Here is an 18,379-nt window from a genome sequence, read left to right on the forward strand (position 1 = left end):
TGCCTAGTTACGTATGGCACAATCGTTTGAACGCTTTGGGTGATGGTCACCTCAAGCGTCCTGATTCGCAGCGAGGCTGCGGCTTTTTCCCCAAGAGGAGAACCATGAAGAAACTGAACAAAGTGGCGATGTTGTTTGCCTCTGCAGCGCTCGCAACCGCCGCTGGCGCCCAAACCGTTGACAACTGGAGAGATGCTTCTGGCCAACTGGTCTGGAAGAACGGCACCAACGAATACTGCTGGCGCAATGCCAACTGGACGCCAGCCACCGCTGCTCCAGGCTGCGACGGCGCAATTGCCGCTCCAGCTGCTGCACCCGCCGCTGCTCCAGCACCTGGCGCTGCTCCAGCACCTGCCGCTGCAGCTCCTAAGCCTCCAGCTCCTGCCGTCATGGCCAGCAAGGTGACCTACGCTGCCGACGCATTCTTCGACTTCGACAAGTCGGTGCTGAAGGCAGAAGGCAAGGCCAAGCTGGACGACCTGGTCTCCAAGGTCAAGGGCATCAACCTGGAAGTCATCATCGCCGTGGGTCACACCGACTCCGTGGGCTCCGATGCTTACAACCAGAAGCTGTCGGTTCGCCGTTCCGAAGCCGTCAAGGCTTACCTGGTGTCCAAGGGCATCGAAAAGAACCGCGTGTACACCGAAGGCAAGGGCGAAAAGCAACCAGTGGCTGACAACAAGACCGCTGAAGGCCGCGCCAAGAACCGCCGCGTGGAAATCGAAGTGGTTGGCACCCGCGCTCAGTAATCTTTCGATTGCTCTGCACAAAGAAGCCCCGGCAACGGGGCTTTTTTTCGTCTGGACCTTTTCGAGTTTTGTACTGGTACGAAGTGCCCTGGGGTGAATCCATGGCACTTTGCACATGTATATAGACGGCGTCTGAAAACCCTCTGGAGCCCGGCCTTTGGCGCGAAGTCATGGCGGCAGCCATCATCGTTGACAATGCACACCATGAGCGAAGAAACGACCACCATTCCCCTCAACGCCGACCCGGCCGAGTTGGCCAAGTTTTCCGCACTGGCCCACCGCTGGTGGGACCCGGAGAGCGAGTTCCGCCCGCTGCACCAGATCAACCCCTTGCGCCTGGACTGGATCCACGCCCTGTGCGGGCTGGGCGGCAAGCGCGTGCTCGATGTGGGCTGCGGCGGCGGCATCCTGGCCGACTCCATGGCCCGCAAGGGGGCCGACGTGATGGGCATCGACCTGGCCAGCAAGGCCTTGCGCGTGGCCCAGCTGCACGCACTCGAAGCCGGCACCAAAGGGGTGCAATACCGCGAAATCAGCGTGGAGGCGCTGGCTGCGGAGCAGCCCGCCAGCTTCGACGTGGTGACCTGCATGGAGATGCTGGAGCATGTACCCGACCCGGCATCCGTCGTCAAGGCCTGTTCCGAACTCGTCAAGCCCGGCGGCTGGGTGTTCTTCTCCACCATCCACCGCAATGCCAAGGCCTTCATGCTGGCCATCGTCGGGGCCGAGTACGTGCTCAACATGCTGCCGCGCGGCACGCACGAGTACGCCAAGATGATCCGCCCGAGCGAACTGGCCTCGCATTGCCGTGCTGCCGGCCTGGACGTGCAGCAGACCCGCGGGCTGGAGTACAACCCGATCACCAAGCGTTACTGGCTGAGCAGCGACACCAGTGTGAACTACATGTTCGCTACACAGCGCCCCGCTTGATGCGACCTGACAACCCTTGCCTGTGACGACTTCCCCTGTGACCCCCATCTTCCACAACATCCGCGCCGTGCTGTTCGATCTGGACGGTACCCTGATCGACAGCGCCCCCGACCTGGCTGCTGCCGCCGACAAGATGCGCACCGACCGGGGCCTGGAATCCTTGCCTTTGGCGCGCTACCGCCCCATGGCCGGTGCCGGTGCGCGCGGCATGCTGGGCGAGGCCTTCGGGCTCAAGCCCGAGGATGCGGAGTTTGCGGCCCTGCGCGAGGAGTTCTTTGCCAACTACAAAGCGCGCATGACGCTGCTCACCGAGGTGTTCGACGGCGTGCCCGCGCTGGTCGAGGCGCTGCAGGCCCGGGGTCTGGTCTGGGGCGTGGTCACCAACAAGGCCATGCGCTTCACCGACCCACTCACGCGCGCCATGCCGCTGTTTGCCAGCGCGGGCGCGGTGGTCAGTGGCGACACCACGCCGCACGCCAAGCCGCACCCGGCCCCACTGCTGGAGGCGGCCGCCCGCTTGAAAATCGATGCCAGCCAATGCATCTACGTGGGCGACGACGAGCGCGACATCGTGGCGGGCCTGGCCGCCGGCATGGGCACCGTGGCCGCCACCTACGGCTACCTGGGCTCCGCGCAGGCCCCGCATGCCTGGGGCGCGCACGCTGCAATTAAATCTCCCTCCGAGCTCTTGCAACTGCTGGGACAGGCCTAAAATAGGAAGTCTGGGGCTGTCCTGGTTTCGACGTGGGTTCGGAGCCGGTGTGGTGCATGTCGAGCTTGATTCACGCTCGTAAATCTCGATTTAACAAACTAACTGCAAACGACGAACGTTTCGCACTCGCTGCTTAATTGCCAGTGAGCCTTGCAACAGTTGGCCGATGGGCTGGGCAAGGGGGTTCTGAGCAATCAGAGCCTCCCGGCTGCAAGGATAATTACATGGGCTGGCTCCGATCCGGGTACCTTGGATTGGGGCGAGACTTAAGGGTACTGGCGGCCTGTGTAGCGTGCGACTGCGCGACACAGGTGGCGAGACTCAAATCAGACCGCTAAACATGTAGATCTGCCCGGTGAAGGCTTGCGGACGCGGGTTCAATTCCCGCCAGCTCCACCACCTATCGACCAAAGGCGCTCATCCTGATCGGATGAGCGCCTTTTTTCTTGGCCATTGCCTGCAAGTTCGTGCCATTTGGCGCGGATTGGTGCACGATCACCCCTGCCGGCGCCGCCACAGCTGTTGCCCCAGGAATCCCACGACCGCCATGTTGGCCAGCGCCACGGCGGCCGATGCCACGCTCGGGTGGTGCGCGAAGTGCCACAGCTCGAACGGGATGTACAGCGCGCCCGAGAGAGCGCCCAGCCACTCGCCCCACCACCGGTCCTTCCACAGGCCATAGGCTTCGGTAAAGCGCACCAGCACATAGGCCGTCGCGGCCAGCAACAAGGGGCGGAGGTCGGCGCTGAGCAACTGGTCGATGTCGGTGAGGACCATGGCGGGGTAGCGGTCACAGGGCTTGAGGCCAATATGGCCGATGAGCGATGCCACGACGTGGTGCAGGTCGTGGTGCAGCAGGCCCACGAAGCCCAGGCTCGCCGCCAGCGCTGCAAAGCCCTTGAGCGCCTCGAATGCGGCGATGGCGCGCAGTGCCTGGCGATGGGGCGGGGCGCCATCGCGGCGTGCAGGCGGCTGATTCGATGGGGTGGGTCGTCGGTGCATGCCTGCCATCGTAGCTGCGGGCGATGCGCGCGCGCGCTCTCTCTGTATCTATCGCCTGGGCTTGCTGGTGCGTGGGGCCCTGGGCGCCGGGCGCGCCAGATCGGCATTCGTCTGCTCCAGCCAGAGCAGCGCATCCATCTGTGCCATGAACCGGCGCAGGTAGTCCGGCGAAAGGGTGCGCATCAGGCCCAGCGAGCGCAGCATGAGCTTGTGCGAGTTGAGCGGGCCGGCGTTTTCGGGCGCCTTGTGCAGTGCCTGCGTTACCTGCTGCTCGGCGGAGATCTTGGACCAGACCTCGCTGAACTGGCGCACGCTCTTCATCTCCGAGGTGCTGCTGCTTTCGCTGGTGCGTACGTGGTCGGCCTCGGCCTGGGCGCGTGCGGCCAGGTCGCGGTTGAGCTGGGCCAGGGGCGAGTCCGTTGTGCAAGTGGCCAAGGGTGGTGCTGGAGGTGTGGCGGGCGCAGTGCCGGCCCGCGCGGCGTAGTCGGCCACGGCGGCCTGCAGCCGCTGCTGCAGCAGCGCCTGCACGGCGGGCGGCTGCGCCTGCATGCGCCGCGCCAGCGCCTCCAGGTAGTGAAAGCGCGCGGCGTCGTGGCCATCCTTGCCATCCGCCTTCAATGACTCCAGCGTGGGCTGCTCGCTCATGGCGGCTTGGGTTGGGGGGCCTTGGGCACGGGTGCCATCTCCACACGCCGGTTCAGCGCGCGGCCCTTTTCGTCGGCGTTGTCGGCCACGGGCTGCTCAGCGCCGAAGGCGGCGGCGAACACCTGGGAGGAGGGCATGCCCTCTTCGGCCAGGGCGCGCGTCACGGTCAATGCGCGCTGGGCCGAGAGCTCCAGGTTGTCGGCAAAGCGCTGGTTGCCGCCGCTGCGCAGCAGGGTGTTGTCGGTGAAGCCGCTCACCATCAGCATTTCGTCACGCTCGCGCAGGTAAACCAGCAGGGGTTGCACCAGGCTTGTCAGCAACTGGCGGCCTTCGGGCCGCAACTCGGCCGAACCGGCCCCGAACAGCACGCTGCCGCTGATGCCGATGCGGCCGTTGCTCACGGTTACGCGGCCGCTGGCCAGGGGGATGGCCAGGGCTTTCTCCAGGGCCATGCGGCGCTGCTCTTCCATCTGGCGCTTTTCCACCTCCTGCTTGAGGCTGGCCACCAGGTCGATCTGCACCACCAGCACGCCCACCAGGATCAGCACGAAGGTGCCCAGCAGGCCGGCCATCAGGTCACCGAAGACGGCCCAGACCGGGGCGGTCTGTTCGGTGGCGTCGTCCAGGGTGTCGTCGTAGCTGGTCACGCGGCCACTCCCTGCGCCGATGCTGCGGCGGCCGCCTGGCCATGCAGGCGGCGCAGGTCTTCGACGATGCCCTGCTGCGAGGAGATGCTCAGGTCGATCACCTCGCGCGCCTGGGCCACGTAGTAGGCCAGTTGCTCATCGCTGCGGCCCAGGGACTGGCCGATGGCGCTTTCGATGCCCTGCAGGCCCTGCACCAGCTTGTCGTTGCTGGCGGTGAACAGGCCCACGCCATGGCTGAACGACTCGCCCAGGCTGGCCAGCTCCACGGCACTGGCGGCCACATGCACGGCCACCTCGTCGACCTTGCCGGCCTGCGTGCCCAGCGCTTCGATGAACTGCTGGCCGGCCTGTTCCAGCACCTGCGTGGCCGAGCCCACCATCGACTCGATGGCCGCACGCTGCTGCCCTGCGGCCTCGTTCACGGAATGCAGCAGGGCGGAGAGCTGCTCCATCATGGCCGTGCGCTCTTCCAATGCGATGTTGTCGCGCTCGCCCAGGCGCGTCATTTCCTGGCGCAATTGGGTGATGACCTCGGCCGCGGCCTGCGGCACGTCGGAGGCGGTCTGCAGCAGCCGCGTGAGCGGCGCTTCGAGGGCCGAGCCCAGCGTGGCCAGGTGCCCGGCCACGGCGGCCTGCAGGGTGTCCAGGCGGTCCACCGCAGCCTGGCCGCGCGCGGCCTCGTCGTCGCGCAGGGCCGCCAGCTCGGTGCGCCACACGCCGGTGAGTGCGTCCATGCGCTCGCCCTGGGCCTGCTCCCAGCGGGCCTCGGCGTCCACGCGCGTACGCAGCAGCGCGTCGGACTGCTCCATCAGCCGGGCAGTGCTGCCCAGGGTCTGCTGCACCTGGCCGGACATGCGCTCGGTGAGCTGGGCGGCGGTGTCTTCGAGGGTGCGGTACAGGCCCTGCTGCTGCTCCGCGGCCTGGGCGCCTGCGCGCTGCAGCTCTGCGGTGACCGTGCCGGCCATGCCTTCCATGGAGCGGCTCCAGGTCTCCAGGCGCTGCTGGTCTGCCTGCACCTGGGCCGTGTGGGATTGGGCGACCGTGTCCTGCAGCGATGCCAGCAGGGCGTTGGCGCGCTGCTCGAAGGACTGCGTGGCCGCCTGCAGCGCGCGGTCGAGCTGCGTGGCCGTGCCTTCCAGGGCCTGGCCCACGGCGCGCTGCTGTTCCACCGTCTGGGCGCCTGCGCGCTGCCATTCGGCAGCGAGGGTGCCGGCCATGCCTTCCATGGAGCGGTTCCAGCCCTCCAGGCGCTGCTGGTCGGCCTGGACCTGGGCCGTGTGGGATTGGGCGACCGTGTCCTGCAGCGATGCCAGCAGGGCGTTGGCGCGTTGCTCGAAGGACTGTGTGGCCGCCTGCAGTGCCCGGTCGAGCTGCTCGGTAGCACCCACCAGGGCCTGGCCTGCGGCGCGCTGCTGCTCCACTGTCTGGGCGCCGGCGCGTTGCCATTCGGCAGCGAGGGTGCCGGCCATGCCTTCCATGGAGCGGTTCCAGCCCTCCAGGCGCTGCTGGTCGGCCTGCGCCTGGGCGGTGTGCGATTGCGCCACGGTGTCCTGCAGCGAAACGAGCAGGGTGCCGGCCCGTTGGTCAAAGGCCTGGCTGGCGCTCTGCAGGGCCTGGTCGAGTTGCGTGGCGGCGCCGGCCATTGCCTGGCCCACTTCGCGTTGCAGTGCCGCGGCCTGGGCGCCTGCGCGCTGCCATTCGGCAGTGAGCGCGCTGGCCGTGCTCTCCATGGATCGGCTCCAGCCTTCCAGCCGCAACTGGTCGGCGGCGGCCTGGGCGGCGTGGGATTGGTCCACGGTTTCCTTGAGCGAACCCAGCAGCGCACCGGTGCGCTGCTCGAAGCCCTGCGTCACGGATTGCAGCGCCCCATCGAGCTGCGCGACCAGATGGCCCTGGGTGTCTTTGTGGCTGTGCAGCGCGTCGGTCCAGGTGGCGGCGACCTGGCGGGCTGTGCCCTCCCACTGGGCGGACAGGGCTTGCATCTGCGCATCGGTGGCCTCGCGCAGGCGCTGGTGCGAGCGCTCGGCCTCCTGTGCCAGGGCGGTCATGGCCTGTTCGACCACGGGGCGGATGGTCTCGCCGGCCTGGCGGGCGCTGGTGGTCAGGCTCTCCTGCAGCGACGCGCCCACGGTGCTGGCCAGCGTGGTGTACGCACTGGCCGCATCGCGGTGAAAGCCCTGCTGCTGGGTGACCAATTGCTCGTTGAGCTGCCCATGGCGGCGCTCCAGGCCCTCCATCAGGCCCTGCAGGCGCTCGGCAATCAGTGGCATGGCCTGGGCCTGGGCCTGCAAGGCGGCAAACATCGCTTCGCGCCGGTGGGTCGCCGAGAAGGGCCGCAGCACGGTGGCGATGCGGGTGTCGAGCAGGCGCAGCACCTGAAGGCGCTCGCGGCGGGCGATGGCGGACATCAGGCCCAGCATGGCCGAGGTGGCGACGCCGGCCACCGAGGTGCCGAACGCCAGGCCCAGGCCCTTGATGGGCGCGGCCAGTGCCGCGCGGATGGCCTCCAGGTTGGACGATGCCTCCAGCGCGAACACGGCGCCATTGAAGGTGACCACCATGCCCAGAAAGGTGCCCAGCATGCCCAGCATGACCAAGAGGCCCACCAGGTAGGGGGTGAGGGCCGGACCGGGCAGGGCCACGCGCTCGCCTTCGATGCGCTGGCGCACGGGCGTGCGCAAGGCAGGGTGCAGGCGCTCCAGCCAGGCACCCAGGTCCGCCTGCGGCGGTGCCGGGTCGTCGGCCAGCGCCGCAGCCAGCGAGGTGCTCGCCGAGCGGAACTGCGTCAACTCATAGGCGCCCAGCAGGTACACCCCGGCGATCACCGCCGTCATCGCCAGCGCCAGCGGGCTGGTCCCCACGAACCCCCAGGCCACCCATCCCACCACCGCCAGGCCGGCTGCAAACACGCCGGCCATCACACTCTTGTTCATTCCTGAATACCCGTTCTTTTGGTCTCGTTGCGGGCTGCTTCCAGCAGCCCCGTGATCGGTTGCAGGCGCACTTGCATCTCTGCCAGCAGCAGGGCCTGCAGGTCCTGCTCGAAGCTGGCCAGCCAGCCGCCCGCCCGGCGCCAGCGCATCGGGTCATCGGCCTGGCCTGAATCCTGTAGCCGCGCCTGGTGGGCTTTGCGCAGTTGCACGAAGCGCCGCTCCAGGTGGCCGGGCAGCGAGGCCCACAGCCGCTGCTCGCGTGCGCCCAGCATCTGCTCCATCACCCCGTCCAGCGCTGCCAACTGCCTGAGCGTGGCCGAGCCCTTGAGCAGACCGGCCCGCACCTGGGCGCGCAGTGCCACCAAGCGCATGTCCATCTGCTTTTGCTGTTCCAGGTAGCGTGGCCCGTGGGCCGCGAAATCGGCCTGGGCCTGCGGGTCGGGCTGCTCGACGGGCGTGTTGTCTGCGCGCTCGCGCACGGGCCTGGCCGGTTTGGCGGGTGCCGTGGCCAGGCGCGTGAGATCCGCCTTGGCTTTCTGGAAGATCTCCTCCAGTGCCAGGACATCCAGGGCCAGGTCCTGCGGCACTGGCGCCTGCGCGGCATGGGTCTCTATGGAGCGCAGCGAGCCGTTGAGCTCGACCGCGTCCACCACGCTCAGCCATTGGCCGAGTTGCCCGGCCACATCGCTGCCCACCGACGCGCGCTGCGCCTGCGTCCATTGCGCAAGCAGGACGACGAGGCGTGAACTATCGAGTCGGTGGGGTAGGGGCATCCGGAAAAAACCAATCCACTGCGCCAAGCCTCCTTGGGAGGGCTGGCATCGGGGGCAGTCCCCGGTGGGCAAAACCGCGTATTTTCGTTCATATGGGCCAGCATCCTGAAAAGCGGGGCCCGGGCGTTGCAGGTGTTACATGCCCTGCTGGCCGAAAAATAGGCGCTGGCGGTGAATTTTTGACAAATAGATGGCAAGGCGATGTCTTTTTCTGCCATTTGTTGTCAAAATTCGCGAAACCATGGATGCGCGCAGAAGGGGTAATATTCCGGCGCCGGGGTGCAGTGGGCCAGTGCTGTATAAGCAATCAGTAATGCAATCCCCCAAATACTCTCCTGCGAATTCCTGCGGCTTTTGCGGTGCGACTAGCTACCGCCGCGTCGTGGCACGTGACACCCTTGGGGTTCTGCGCGCCACCGAGCGCCTGCTGTGCACGGGCTGCACGCGCGAGTTTCCCGATGTGAAGACCTGGCGCCAGGGGCGGCAGGATACGCCTGCGGGCTTTTCTCCTGCAGGGTAGGGGGCAGGGTCTTCGCGCTGGCGGTTACAGGAACTGGGCCCGGAGTCCGAGCATGAATCGCCGGCCGGCGGCGGGCTCGAAAAAGCGGCCATTGCCGTCGTTCACGATGAGCGAGCCGGCGTAGCGCCGGTCCATCAGGTTATCCAGGCGCGCCCAGGCCTGCCAGCGCGGGCTCTCGGTGGCTTTGCCGAAGGTGTACCCGGCGCGCAGGCCCACTACCGCAAAGCCGGGTGCGGCTTCGCTGTTCACATCGTTCGCAAACACCTTGCCGGATACATCCAGCGTGGCGCCCAGTTGCCAGGCGGCGCTGGGCGTGTAGTCCAGCGCCAATTGCGCCACATGGCGCGCGGTGCCGGGCAGGCGGTTGCCAGCCGCCACGCGGGCGCCCCCTGCGCCGGTGTAGGCATCGCCAAAGAACGCCTCCAGATAGGTGTAGGCGGCACGCGGCTTCCAGGCGCCGGCCTGCGCGCTCCACGCCAGCTCCAGCCCACGGCGGCGCACGTTGTCGGCGTTCTGAAAGATGGTGCGGCCGTTCACCGTGGCGGCGGGCACGATCTCGCTGCGGCTGCGGGCATCGAACCAGGCCGCCTGCAACTGGTGCCCCTGTGCCTGCCACTTCGCGCCGATCTCCATCTGCCGGCTGCGCGAGGCGCCCAGGCCGAAGTTGGGTCCGGTGTTGTCCCGGCTGTAAGCCATTTCGGCCAGGGTCGGGGTCTCGAAGCCCCGGCCCAGGTTGGCATACAGGTTGAGCTGGTCGCTGGCGCTCCACACCACGCCCAGCACCGGGCTGGTCTGGCGCCAGGTGCGGGCACCGCTGTCGTCGGGGTTGGTCGGGGTGATGAAGTGGTCGCTCACGCGCATGTCCACGCGACTGCTGCGCAGGCCGGCCACGGCACGCCAGGTGGGCGTGATCCATGCGTCCACCTGCGCGAACAGGTCGGTATTGCCCGCTCGGTCGCGCTCGTTGCGGCGCAGGGCGCCGGGCTCGCCGTTCTGGTTGACCAGCCCCTGGCGCTGCTCGGCCAGCCGATCCGCGTCCACACCCAGGGTCCAGGTGAGCGGCAGGCCCGACGGCATCTTCGCGCTGTGCGTCCAGGCCAGCCCCAGGCCGTGGTAGTCGCGGTCAAGGTCGACCACGCCGCCGGCGCTGTTCTCGGCTGCGCCGCTGAACGCGAGGTACTGGGTGAGCGAGCGCTTGCCCCCATAGGCGCGTGCGCGCACGCTGTCGGCCGCGCCCAGTTGCCGCTCCAGCACCAGGCCCCACTGGTTCTGCGCCACTGATTTGCGCGTGCCGAAGGTGCCGGCCACCTCGGGTGCCTGGCGCGGATTGGCGTTGAACTGCGCGCGGGTCAGGCCCAGTGGGTCCTGCGCACCGGGCTGGTCGTAGAGGTTGATCAGGGCGGTGATCTTCGTGTCCGCATCGGGGCGCGCCACCAGCTTGCCGTTGAGGTGGGTGCGCCGCGCGGCGCTGTGCGCGCGCCAGCCGTCGGTCTCGAAACGCGATACGTCCAGCAAGCCCCCCAGCGTGCGGTCGCCGAAGTCGAACGACACATCCGCCAGGCGCTGGCCGAACGAGCCTGCCGCGATGGAAGCCTGCGCTGCGCCGCCCTCGCGCGGCTCGCGCGTGGTCACCTGCAGCACGCCGCCAGCCGCATTGCCATAGAGCTGGGCCAGCGGGCCGCGCAGCACATCCACCTGCGCGGCGGACTGCAATTGCGCCGTGGCCGCCTGGCCCTGGCCGTCGGGCATGGTGGCGGGGATGCCGTCCACCAGGATGCGCACGCCGCGCACGCCGAAGGTGGAGCGGGCGCCGAAGCCGCGCACCGCGATCTGCAGGTCCTGCGCGTAGTTCTGCCGGTCCAGTGCCACCACGCCGGCCTGGCCTGCCAGCAGCTCCGACAGGTTGACCAGTGGCGTGGGCGCGGTGAAGCCATCGACCTGCACGCTGGTATGGCTGGCCGCGCTGTCAAAGCGCCGCTGGGCCTGGGCGCTGCCCTGCACTTCGACGGGGGCCAGGGTGCCGCCTTCGCTGGCCTGCGCCATGGCTGCGCAAGGTGCCAGGCTGGCCAGCGCCGCGAATGCCGTGGAGAGCGCCTGTGCGCGGCGGTTGGCAGGAAGGCGGGGGTGGGCGAGGGAAGGGGGCATGGGCGGCATGGAGGTAGTGGCGCGGCCAGCGTAGCGCAGGATGCCTGCGCGGCCTGTCAGCCAATGTCCTTTTGACCGCTCCGATCCAGCTATCAGGCCATGCCCGCCAGGAAGTCCGGCTGCTGGAACTTCATCTCCAGGAACTTGCCGTTGGCCAGCAGCGCCTGCGCATCGGCGCCCGCGACGTTGGCCACGATCTCGCGCATCTTGCCGTCGAGCAGGGCCAACTGGTCGGCCAGGATCTGGCGCGCGGTCTTGCCGTCCGTGAGCACATGGGTGGTGCGAAACGCGGGCGGCAGGGCCACGTAGTTGGCCAGTGTCTCGGGCAGGTAGCGCAGCACCGTCTCGCGCACGGTGAACAGGTTGGCGTCGTGGTGGCTGCGCTCGCCGAGCAGCCGCGGCAGCACCTCGGCAATGGAGGTGCGCACGCTGCGCAGGTGGCCGTTCATGTCGGACGTGAGGTGCGGCGCAACGCCTGCGGCCAGGGTGTCCAGCTGGGCCAGCGTCTCTTCGATTGTGAGCGTGTCCTCGATGCGGCGCTCGATCTGTGGCGCCTGGCGGCCGGCCCAGCCCAGCAGCCAGCCCCCCGCATAGAGCCCGGCGGTAATGAACAGCCAGCCAGGGCCGATGGCGCCCGTGAACAGCAGCACCGGCCCGAGCAGCGCCAGCGCGCAGCCGGCGATGTTGCCGTTGCTGTACAGAGTGAGCAGCAGCCGCAGCTTGAGCGGGCGGCGGCCCTGCGCGGCCTTGCCGGTGGAGGAAGCGGCCGGCATCACTGGTAGCCCCGGATCTCCTTGAAGACGAGCGCCAGCGCCGCCTTGCGCCCGTCGAACACGCGCCCGCCCGTGAGCTGGGCCAGGGCCCCCATGTCCGCGTTGCTGGCTTCGCCGAACAGGATGGGGAAGACGCGCGTTGCCTGCCCGCTGCCGGCCATGCGGTTGCGAAAGGCGTCGAGGTTCGGGCCATCGGTGTTCACGCCGTCGGTGAGCAGCACGATGCTCACGTAGCGCTCGGGGTCGCTGGCGCGCTCTTTGGCGGCCAGGGCCTGGGCTTGCAGCAGGGCGGCATAGATGCCGGTGCCACCCGAGGCGCTCAACGCATCGGCATAGGCGGTGACCTGGGCCTGGCTGCCTGCCAGCGAGGCGCGCTCGAAGTTGACCCGCACCGGATCGCCCACGGTGTCGGAGAACGACAGCAGCACCACCCGCTCGCGGCTTTGAAAGCGCGCGTAGCGCGCGCTGGCCGTGCTCGCCTGCCCGCCGGCCAGCACCTTCAGGGCCTCGCGCATGGCGTCGATGCGCGGGCCCTGCATCGATCCGCTGGTGTCCAGCACGAATATCGAGGTGGCGGGCCGGCGCCATTCGCCCTGGTAGGCCGAGAGCACTGCGTCGATCACTTCCAGCCGGTTGGGAAAGCTCAGCTCCGCCACCGCATCGCTGGGCAGGCTGGCGGGCAGGGCGATGTCCGGCGCAGTGGGGCGCAGGAAGGCATCGGCAGCCAGTTGGCGCTGCAGCGCAGGCGCCTTGAGGGCGGCCACCAGGCGGTCATAGGCCCCGCGCTGCTCGGGGCGCAGCAGCATCAGCGGGTAGTCGGCGGAGATCACGCCGTCCTTGGGGTAGACGAGGGCGAGCCTGTCTACTGCGGCCAGCTTCTCGTTGGTGCGCAGGATCACGGCCTCGTAGTTGACCATGCCGTCCAGCGCCGAGGGGTCCTTCAAGAAGGCCTCGGCCAACCAGCCCGAGCTGCCGGCCGTGAGCTTCTGGCCCGACAGGAAGGCGGTCAGCACCTGGGTGTTGACCTCGGCGATGTCCAGGTCCTCGGTCTTGCCGGCCACGGCCGAGGCCACGGCGAACAGCGCGCTCATGCCGGTGTTGGAGCTCGTCGGGTTGGTCATGGCGTAGCGCAGGCGCCCGGCGCCTGCGGCTTTGGCGATGTCGGCCCAGGTTGGGGCCTGCCTGTCCCAGCCCAGCGCGGCGGCCTTGGCCGTCTTGACGCCCAGAGCCACGCGCGAGTAAAAGAGCTTTTCGCGCGCCAGCGGTTTGGCCGCAAGGGCCAGGGCCGGGTAGGCGCCGTTGGGCGGCAGGATGGCGTCGAACTGCTCTCCGGCGTTGATGCGCTCCACGATGTCCAGCGTACCTGCGTAGGACAGCTGCAGGCGCACGTTGGCGTCGGCTGCCGCCTTGAGCAGCGCGGGTTCGATGTCCTTGATCTCCGAGCCAGCGAGCACACTGAACGTCGCCTGCTGCCCTGTGGCCGGGCTTGCCGGTGCGGCCTCTTCGCGCTGTCCACAGGCGACCAGGGCCATGCACAGCGCCAGGCCGGTGGCTCTCGCCAACCGCCGCCAGGCGCGGCGCAGGCTGCTCACAGCCGGACCTCGGTGCTGGCGCTGGCCGCCTCGGCCGTGCCGCGTGCACGTTCCAGGTAGGCGCGCGATTTGTCGACTTCGCTGGTCAGCGTGTTCACCGTGGTCTGCATCGAGTCCAGCGCCTTGAGCTTGAAGTCGGCGATCGTGTCCATGGTCTGGTAGATGTTCTGGAAGGCCTGCTGCAGCTTGGCGATGTCGATGGTGCCCGAGGCCGCCTGCTGGTGGATGGCCGCGCTCTGGTCGCGCAGCATCTCGCTGGTGGATGCGATCAGGTTGCCGGTGGTGGTGTTGAGTGCGCTGATCTGGTCGAGCACCAGCTTCTGGTTGGCCAGGGCCTGGGCCACGATCACCGCCGTGCGCAGCGCCGAGATGGTGGTCGTGGTCGCGCGGTCCACGCCCTTCATCAGCTCCAGGTTGTTCTTGCGGATCATGTCCAGTGCCAGGTAGCCCTGGATGTTCACGCTCATCTGCGTGAGCAGGTCGGTGACCTTCTGGCGCGTGTAGAACAGCATCTCCTCGCGCACCACGCGGGCCTTCTCGGGGTCTGCGGCGTCCAGCGAGTAGGCCTTGGCCTGCAGCTCGGTGTCGAGCTTCTTGCCGATGTGGATGTACTTTTCGAGCCGCTCCATCAGCGACCACAGGTTCTGCTTTTCCTGGTCGATGGCGGCGTTGTCGCGCATCAGCTCGTCCTTGCCGCGCTTGAGGGTCTCGATGATCGCGTTCAGATGCGCCTGCGAGGACTGGTAACGGTCGAAGTACGCCACCAGCTTGCTGCCCATGGGGATGATGCCCAGCAGCTTGCGCACCGAGAAAAGGTCGCCCTGGCGCGAGGGGTCGAGCTCCTCGATCTGCTGGCGCAGGTCGATCAGACCCTGGCCGATCTCCGTGCCCTTGCCGAACAGGCCGTTCTGCATGGACTGCACGGGCCGCTCCAGCATGCGGTTGGACACGCTGGCCGATGCCTCGATGTCCTTGTTGCCCATGGAATGGATGCGCTCCACGGCTTCCTTGAACTTGGGGTGCTGGCTGTCGTTCACCGTGATGTCGTCGATGAACTGGCGCACCTGGGTGTCCAGGGCCTGCACGTCCTCGGGTTTCAGGCGCACGCGCCCGCTGGCCGATTCGATGGGCACGGCCGCGACCGGCGCAGGGGGCTCCAGCACGAAGGCCTGCGCTGCTGCGGTTGCGGTGGGCGGTTGCAGGGGATCGGGCCTGGAGATGGTGTCGGTCATGAGGCAGTCCTTACTTGAAGCGGGTTTCGATGGCCTCGATCATTCGCTCCAGCCACTCATGGCTGGGCGGATCAATCACGTCGACGAGCACCTCGGGCACCGCGATGCCGCGCTGGGCCCAGGTTTCGGGTCCGCGCGTATCGCCACCGGTGCGAAAGCCATACTCATTGGCCAGTGTGCGCAGGGCGGGGTCGTTCTCCAGCGCTTCGCCCACGCGCGCGCCGGCGGGCGTGTAGGGCACCAGCACGTGTTTGGAAAATACCGTCGGCTTGGGGTACATGAGCACCATGTCGCTCTTGATCTTGTTCGGGTGCTTGAGCCAGAACTCCACCATCTGCGACTCGTAGGCCATGAGCAGCGGTGCCTTGCCCATGCCCAGCGCCAGGTAGTCCTCGAACGGTCCGGACGAGGACTGTTCCTGGAAACCCTGGCGCAGGAACAGCGGCGCCACCGTGGGCAGCACCCGGTCCACATCGGCCTGGCTCTGCACGATCTGCTGGTTGTTGGCCAGGTAGCTGGCCAGCGCCAGGTACATGGCAGCGCTGTTGGAGGTGCGCACATCGGTGGAGCTGATCAGCAGCGACTTGTTGGTCGAGAACGCCTGGCTGCCCTTGAGGTCACGCCAGCGCTTGCCCTTCTCGATCAAGTCCATCAGGGCCGGCAGGTCCACCAGGTAATAGATGTCGCCCTGGCGCTCGGCGATGCCGTTGGCCACCAGGATGTCGGCGATGGGGCGCCAACTGGCCAGCACCATGGGGGTGTAGAAGGGCGTGAACACCGCGCTGGCCTTGGCCTGTGCCTTGAGCTGGGCGGCGGCGGGTGCACCGGAGGGAAAGCCGAAGTCGTAGGCCTTGGCGTCGTAGCGTCCGGCAATGGCGCGCGAGCCGGCTTTCTCGATCACCACGGTGATGCCGCGCGCGGCCAGGGCCTGCTGCACGCGCGGGTCGGCAAAGAAGGCCTCCTTCTCCGAGCCGATAAGGCCGCGCGCCTGGACCTGCCGGGCCTGCTCGATGCGGGCAGCCTCCTGGGCATTGCGTTCGCCGGTCACGCTGGTGTTGGAGAACCAGATACCCCCCGCGACACCGGCCAGCAACAGGGCGGCGAGGAGCGGGGCGACGAACTTGCGGATTTCCACCGGTGGATGCCTCTTGGATCGTGTTGTTTGTGACAACGATGCTAGGGAGGATTTGTGACGGTTTGATTGCAGTGATGTGGCGGGCGCAGGCCCTGGGGCGTGCGAACTGGGCGTGCCAGGGTGCAAGAACTGCGTGAAAACACCGGGCTTTGCCGCATTGCTGTCACATTGGCCTGCGAAGGTGGGTAGGTCCGCCGTGTGACCTGGCAACTTGCAGGTTGCTCCTTCCTGCAAGCCCCGTATGCCTTCGCAACCCTTTCCCGCAACCTCCCATTCCCTGGCGTTCGACGACAAGCGCGGCCTAGCGGGCGCACTGCTGTGGATGCTGGTCGCCGAGGCCTCGCAGGCCTATGCGTTTGGCAGCCTGGACATGAGCCTCATCTGGCCGGCCGATGGCATCGCCATTGGGCTGGTGCTGGCGTATGGGCTGCGCATGCTGTGGTACCTGGGGGCAGCGGTGGCCTTGTGGCATGCGCTGCATGGCATCCCCGTGATGCAATCGCTGATCGGCGTGGTGGCCCTGGTGGCCGCTGTGTCGCTGGTGTGGTGGCTGGTGCAGCGTGACCGGCGCAGCGAGGCCGAGCGCAACCCGGTCGCTACAGCCATCCGCTTCCACGCGCTGACCGTGCTGCCAGGGGCGGCGGTCCTCACGGCGTTGGGCAGCTGGCAGTTTTTGCTCACGCCGGGCGAGCAGCCGGGCGGTGTCCTGCGCGTGGCGGGGGTCATGGGCATGTCCGAGGTGTTCGGCATCCTGCTGTTCTGCCGGCTGACCGAGCTGGCCGCCCATGCCCTGGATGGCGGCTGGAGAGCAGGCCCGCTGCATTGGGCCCGCTGGCAGACCTTCTGGTTGGCTGGGCTGGTGACAGTGATGTCGCTTGCGCACTGGGGCCCTTCCCTGGCAGGCATGGGCGTGGGCCCGTCGGCGCGCTACATCGTCTTTCTGCTGGTGGCCTGGGCAGCCTACCGTGGCAGCCCCTTGTTCGTGCACCTGACCACGGCGCTCTCGGCACTGACCCTGCTGGCCTTCGCCCCGCCTTTGGTGGCCGGCCAAAGCCCCTACCTGGCGGTGCTGGACCAGGCCGTGCTCATGGTCTGCCTGGCGGCACTCAGTTTCTTTGCCTCGGCGACGATGGAGCATCGCCGGCAGATGGAGCGCAGCCTGCACGAGGCCGCCAGCAAGGATGGCCTGACGGGATTTCTCAATGAGCGCGGCCTGCTCAAGGCCCTCCAGGCGGCGGGGCCGGGTCCCCTGTACCTGATTGGCATCAGCCTGCACAACCTGGAGCATGTGGTGGGCCTGATCGGCCTGGGCCGCACGCGCGAGATCGAGCAGGACATGTCGATCTATCTGCGCAACCAGTGGGGCCGCAGCTGCATCTACGCGCGGCCCCGCGATGGGTTCTTCGTGGTGGCCGTGCCTTTGGCAGGGGGGGATGTGGACGCGCGGCTGCTGCAGCTGCGCGCCGCGCTCGACGGGCGCCGCTATGTCTTTGCCGAGCACAGTGTGCGCATCCAGGCCGCGCTCGGGCTGCTGCCGCTGGACGAGGGGCAGGCCCTGGGCGACGACATCCTGGCGGCACTGATGCTGCTGTGCGAGGTGGACGGCGATCCCGCATTGAGCGAGCGCCATGCGCACGGCGGTGACTTGGCGCCGGGCCACCTGATGCGCATCCGCCGAGGGCAGCTTTCGCAGGTCGAGGCGCTCAAGGACGCGCTGCGCCTGCCGGCTGGCAACCCCGAGACCAGTGGCCTGTGGCTGGCCTGCCAGCCCATCCGCTCGGCGCACGGCGACCACGATGGCGACCTGGGGGTCGAGGTGCTGCTGCGCTGGGCGTCGGGCAATGGATCGAACCACCTGCCTGGGGAGTTCCTGCCTCTGGCCGAACGCTATGGGCTCATGCCCCAGGTGGACCGGTGGGTCATCACGCAGGTGTTCGCGGCCCTCGTGGCCCATGGCATCACCCACAGGGACCTGGGCAAGGTGGCCATCAACCTGTCGGGCTCGTCGGTGTCGGACCCGCGGCTGCTGGCCCACATCGACCAGTGCCTGGCCACCAGCGGGCTCGACCCCGCAATGTTCTGCTTCGAGGTCACGGAGACCGCCGGCATCGTGCAGCGCAGCCGCGCGGTGGACCTGCTGGCCAGCCTGCGCGCCATGGGGGCGCGCACCTCGCTCGATGATTTCGGCACGGGCCTCGCCACCTTCGACTACCTCAAGTCGCTGCCGCTCGATTTCGTGAAGATCGACGGCAGCTTCGTGCGCGACGTGCTCTCCTCGCGGGTCGATCAGCGCATCGTGCTGGCCATCTGCGACGTGGCCCGCACCATGGGGCTCACGACCATTGCCGAGTTTGTCGAGACGCCGGCCCAGCGGTCGCTGCTGGCGGCCTACGGCGTGGACTATGTGCAGGGCTTTGGCATTGCCAGGCCCATGCCGCTGACACAGTACCTGCAGCAACTGGTGCGCCGCGATCCGCGCTCCGCCACGCCGGTGGCGCCGGCCCGTGCCCTGGCCGGCCGATGGCAGGCAGGGCATGGCCGCCTGGTGCCGCGCATGGCGCCAGGTGAATGACATGGCGCCCAGGCCAGGG

General features: G+C 68.0%; 15 protein-coding genes and 1 other RNA gene. 6 read left to right on the forward strand and 10 right to left on the reverse strand.

The genetic code is table 11. The features are described from left to right. Positions 1-104: 104 nt before the first annotated feature. The 4 genes from ompA (at position 105) to ssrA (ending at position 2,790) form a co-directional block, all read left to right on the forward strand. The gene (ompA, locus tag ACSQ3Y_RS12000) at positions 105-749 is read left to right on the forward strand and encodes an outer membrane protein OmpA (protein ID WP_436180112.1); all 645 of its coding nucleotides are present in this window, start codon (positions 105-107) and stop codon (positions 747-749) included. Positions 750-953: 204 nt separating this feature from the next. Then, positions 954-1,679, forward strand: a complete 726-nt coding sequence (ubiG, locus tag ACSQ3Y_RS12005; protein ID WP_436177414.1) for a bifunctional 2-polyprenyl-6-hydroxyphenol methylase/3-demethylubiquinol 3-O-methyltransferase UbiG — start codon at positions 954-956, stop codon at positions 1,677-1,679. Between the two features lie 46 nt (positions 1,680-1,725). Then, positions 1,726-2,391 carry a phosphoglycolate phosphatase gene (gene gph, locus ACSQ3Y_RS12010; RefSeq protein ID WP_436180113.1) on the forward strand — a complete coding sequence of 222 codons (666 nt, stop codon included), beginning with the start codon at positions 1,726-1,728 and terminating at the stop codon, positions 2,389-2,391. Positions 2,392-2,403: 12 nt separating this feature from the next. Next, positions 2,404-2,790, forward strand: a transfer-messenger RNA (tmRNA) gene (ssrA, locus tag ACSQ3Y_RS12015). A gap of 96 nt (positions 2,791-2,886) precedes the next feature. Here the strand turns inward: ssrA and ACSQ3Y_RS12020 are convergent. From ACSQ3Y_RS12020 to ACSQ3Y_RS12040, 5 genes are read right to left on the reverse strand one after another with little or no spacing between them, the layout of a single operon-like run. Continuing rightward, positions 2,887-3,393 (reverse strand): DUF2127 domain-containing protein, encoded by a 507-nt coding sequence (locus tag ACSQ3Y_RS12020; protein WP_235516244.1) that lies wholly within the window; start codon positions 3,391-3,393, stop codon positions 2,887-2,889. A gap of 48 nt (positions 3,394-3,441) precedes the next feature. Next, complete coding sequence (locus ACSQ3Y_RS12025) at positions 3,442-4,038, reverse strand: DUF2894 domain-containing protein (RefSeq protein WP_057269516.1); 597 nt, start codon at positions 4,036-4,038, stop codon at positions 3,442-3,444. Continuing rightward, on the reverse strand, positions 4,035-4,685 hold the full coding sequence (locus ACSQ3Y_RS12030; RefSeq protein WP_436177415.1) for an OmpA family protein: 651 nt from the start codon (positions 4,683-4,685) through the stop codon (positions 4,035-4,037). The genes ACSQ3Y_RS12025 and ACSQ3Y_RS12030 overlap by 4 nt, the downstream gene beginning before the upstream one ends. Further along, positions 4,682-7,618, reverse strand: coding sequence for a DUF802 domain-containing protein (locus ACSQ3Y_RS12035; RefSeq protein WP_428000002.1), 2,937 nt, complete (start codon positions 7,616-7,618; stop codon positions 4,682-4,684). Before ACSQ3Y_RS12035 ends, ACSQ3Y_RS12030 begins: the two co-directional genes overlap by 4 nt. Then, positions 7,615-8,391 (reverse strand): DUF3348 family protein, encoded by a 777-nt coding sequence (locus ACSQ3Y_RS12040; RefSeq protein ID WP_057269513.1) that lies wholly within the window; start codon positions 8,389-8,391, stop codon positions 7,615-7,617. Before ACSQ3Y_RS12040 ends, ACSQ3Y_RS12035 begins: the two co-directional genes overlap by 4 nt. Positions 8,392-8,704: 313 nt before the next feature. Between ACSQ3Y_RS12040 and ACSQ3Y_RS12045 the strand changes: the two genes are divergently transcribed. After that, positions 8,705-8,911 carry a hypothetical protein gene (locus tag ACSQ3Y_RS12045; protein WP_436177416.1) on the forward strand — a complete coding sequence of 69 codons (207 nt, stop codon included), beginning with the start codon at positions 8,705-8,707 and terminating at the stop codon, positions 8,909-8,911. A 24-nt stretch (positions 8,912-8,935) separates the two neighbouring features. Here the strand turns inward: ACSQ3Y_RS12045 and ACSQ3Y_RS12050 are convergent, their stop codons facing one another. The 5 genes from ACSQ3Y_RS12050 to ACSQ3Y_RS12070 all read right to left on the reverse strand — a co-directional run bounded on the left by ACSQ3Y_RS12050 (position 8,936) and on the right by ACSQ3Y_RS12070 (position 15,788). After that, positions 8,936-11,056, reverse strand: a complete 2,121-nt coding sequence (locus ACSQ3Y_RS12050) for a TonB-dependent receptor family protein (RefSeq protein WP_436177417.1) — start codon at positions 11,054-11,056, stop codon at positions 8,936-8,938. 92 nt (positions 11,057-11,148) lie between these two features. Continuing rightward, positions 11,149-11,829 (reverse strand): hypothetical protein, encoded by a 681-nt coding sequence (locus ACSQ3Y_RS12055; protein ID WP_436177418.1) that lies wholly within the window; start codon positions 11,827-11,829, stop codon positions 11,149-11,151. Next, complete coding sequence (locus ACSQ3Y_RS12060) at positions 11,829-13,421, reverse strand: substrate-binding domain-containing protein (RefSeq protein WP_436177419.1); 1,593 nt, start codon at positions 13,419-13,421, stop codon at positions 11,829-11,831. The genes ACSQ3Y_RS12055 and ACSQ3Y_RS12060 overlap by 1 nt, the downstream gene beginning before the upstream one ends. Continuing rightward, positions 13,418-14,653, reverse strand: coding sequence for a toxic anion resistance protein (locus tag ACSQ3Y_RS12065; RefSeq protein ID WP_436177420.1), 1,236 nt, complete (start codon positions 14,651-14,653; stop codon positions 13,418-13,420). Before ACSQ3Y_RS12065 ends, ACSQ3Y_RS12060 begins: the two co-directional genes overlap by 4 nt. 10 nt (positions 14,654-14,663) lie before the next feature. Further along, a complete protein-coding gene (locus ACSQ3Y_RS12070) occupies positions 14,664-15,788 on the reverse strand; it encodes a hypothetical protein (protein WP_436177421.1) in 1,125 nt (374 codons plus the stop codon). Positions 15,789-16,029: 241 nt separating this feature from the next. Here ACSQ3Y_RS12070 and ACSQ3Y_RS12075 point away from each other — a divergent pair, with 241 nt between their 5' ends. Further along, complete coding sequence (locus ACSQ3Y_RS12075; protein ID WP_436177422.1) at positions 16,030-18,360, forward strand: EAL domain-containing protein; 2,331 nt, start codon at positions 16,030-16,032, stop codon at positions 18,358-18,360. Positions 18,361-18,379 lie beyond the last annotated feature (19 nt).

Origin of the sequence: Acidovorax sp. LjRoot66 (assembly GCF_964253305.1) — a bacterium.
In the GTDB taxonomy this organism is placed as follows: domain Bacteria; phylum Pseudomonadota; class Gammaproteobacteria; order Burkholderiales; family Burkholderiaceae_C; genus Acidovorax.

What these genes read in the sequence shown, in the direction of transcription:
- ompA (WP_436180112.1), top strand. Translation starts at nt 105, where the DNA reads ATGAAGAAACTGAACAAAGTGGCGATGTTGTTTGCCTCTGCAGCGCTC.
- ubiG (WP_436177414.1), top strand. Translation starts at nt 954, where the DNA reads ATGAGCGAAGAAACGACCACCATTCCCCTCAACGCCGACCCGGCCGAG.
- ACSQ3Y_RS12020 (WP_235516244.1), bottom strand. Translation starts at nt 3,393, where the DNA reads ATGCACCGACGACCCACCCCATCGAATCAGCCGCCTGCACGCCGCGAT.
- ACSQ3Y_RS12025 (WP_057269516.1), bottom strand. Translation starts at nt 4,038, where the DNA reads ATGAGCGAGCAGCCCACGCTGGAGTCATTGAAGGCGGATGGCAAGGAT.
- ACSQ3Y_RS12035 (WP_428000002.1), bottom strand. Translation starts at nt 7,618, where the DNA reads ATGAACAAGAGTGTGATGGCCGGCGTGTTTGCAGCCGGCCTGGCGGTG.
- ACSQ3Y_RS12040 (WP_057269513.1), bottom strand. Translation starts at nt 8,391, where the DNA reads ATGCCCCTACCCCACCGACTCGATAGTTCACGCCTCGTCGTCCTGCTT.
- ACSQ3Y_RS12045 (WP_436177416.1), top strand. Translation starts at nt 8,705, where the DNA reads ATGCAATCCCCCAAATACTCTCCTGCGAATTCCTGCGGCTTTTGCGGT.
- ACSQ3Y_RS12050 (WP_436177417.1), bottom strand. Translation starts at nt 11,056, where the DNA reads ATGCCCCCTTCCCTCGCCCACCCCCGCCTTCCTGCCAACCGCCGCGCA.
- ACSQ3Y_RS12055 (WP_436177418.1), bottom strand. Translation starts at nt 11,829, where the DNA reads ATGCCGGCCGCTTCCTCCACCGGCAAGGCCGCGCAGGGCCGCCGCCCG.
- ACSQ3Y_RS12065 (WP_436177420.1), bottom strand. Translation starts at nt 14,653, where the DNA reads ATGACCGACACCATCTCCAGGCCCGATCCCCTGCAACCGCCCACCGCA.
- ACSQ3Y_RS12075 (WP_436177422.1), top strand. Translation starts at nt 16,030, where the DNA reads ATGCCTTCGCAACCCTTTCCCGCAACCTCCCATTCCCTGGCGTTCGAC.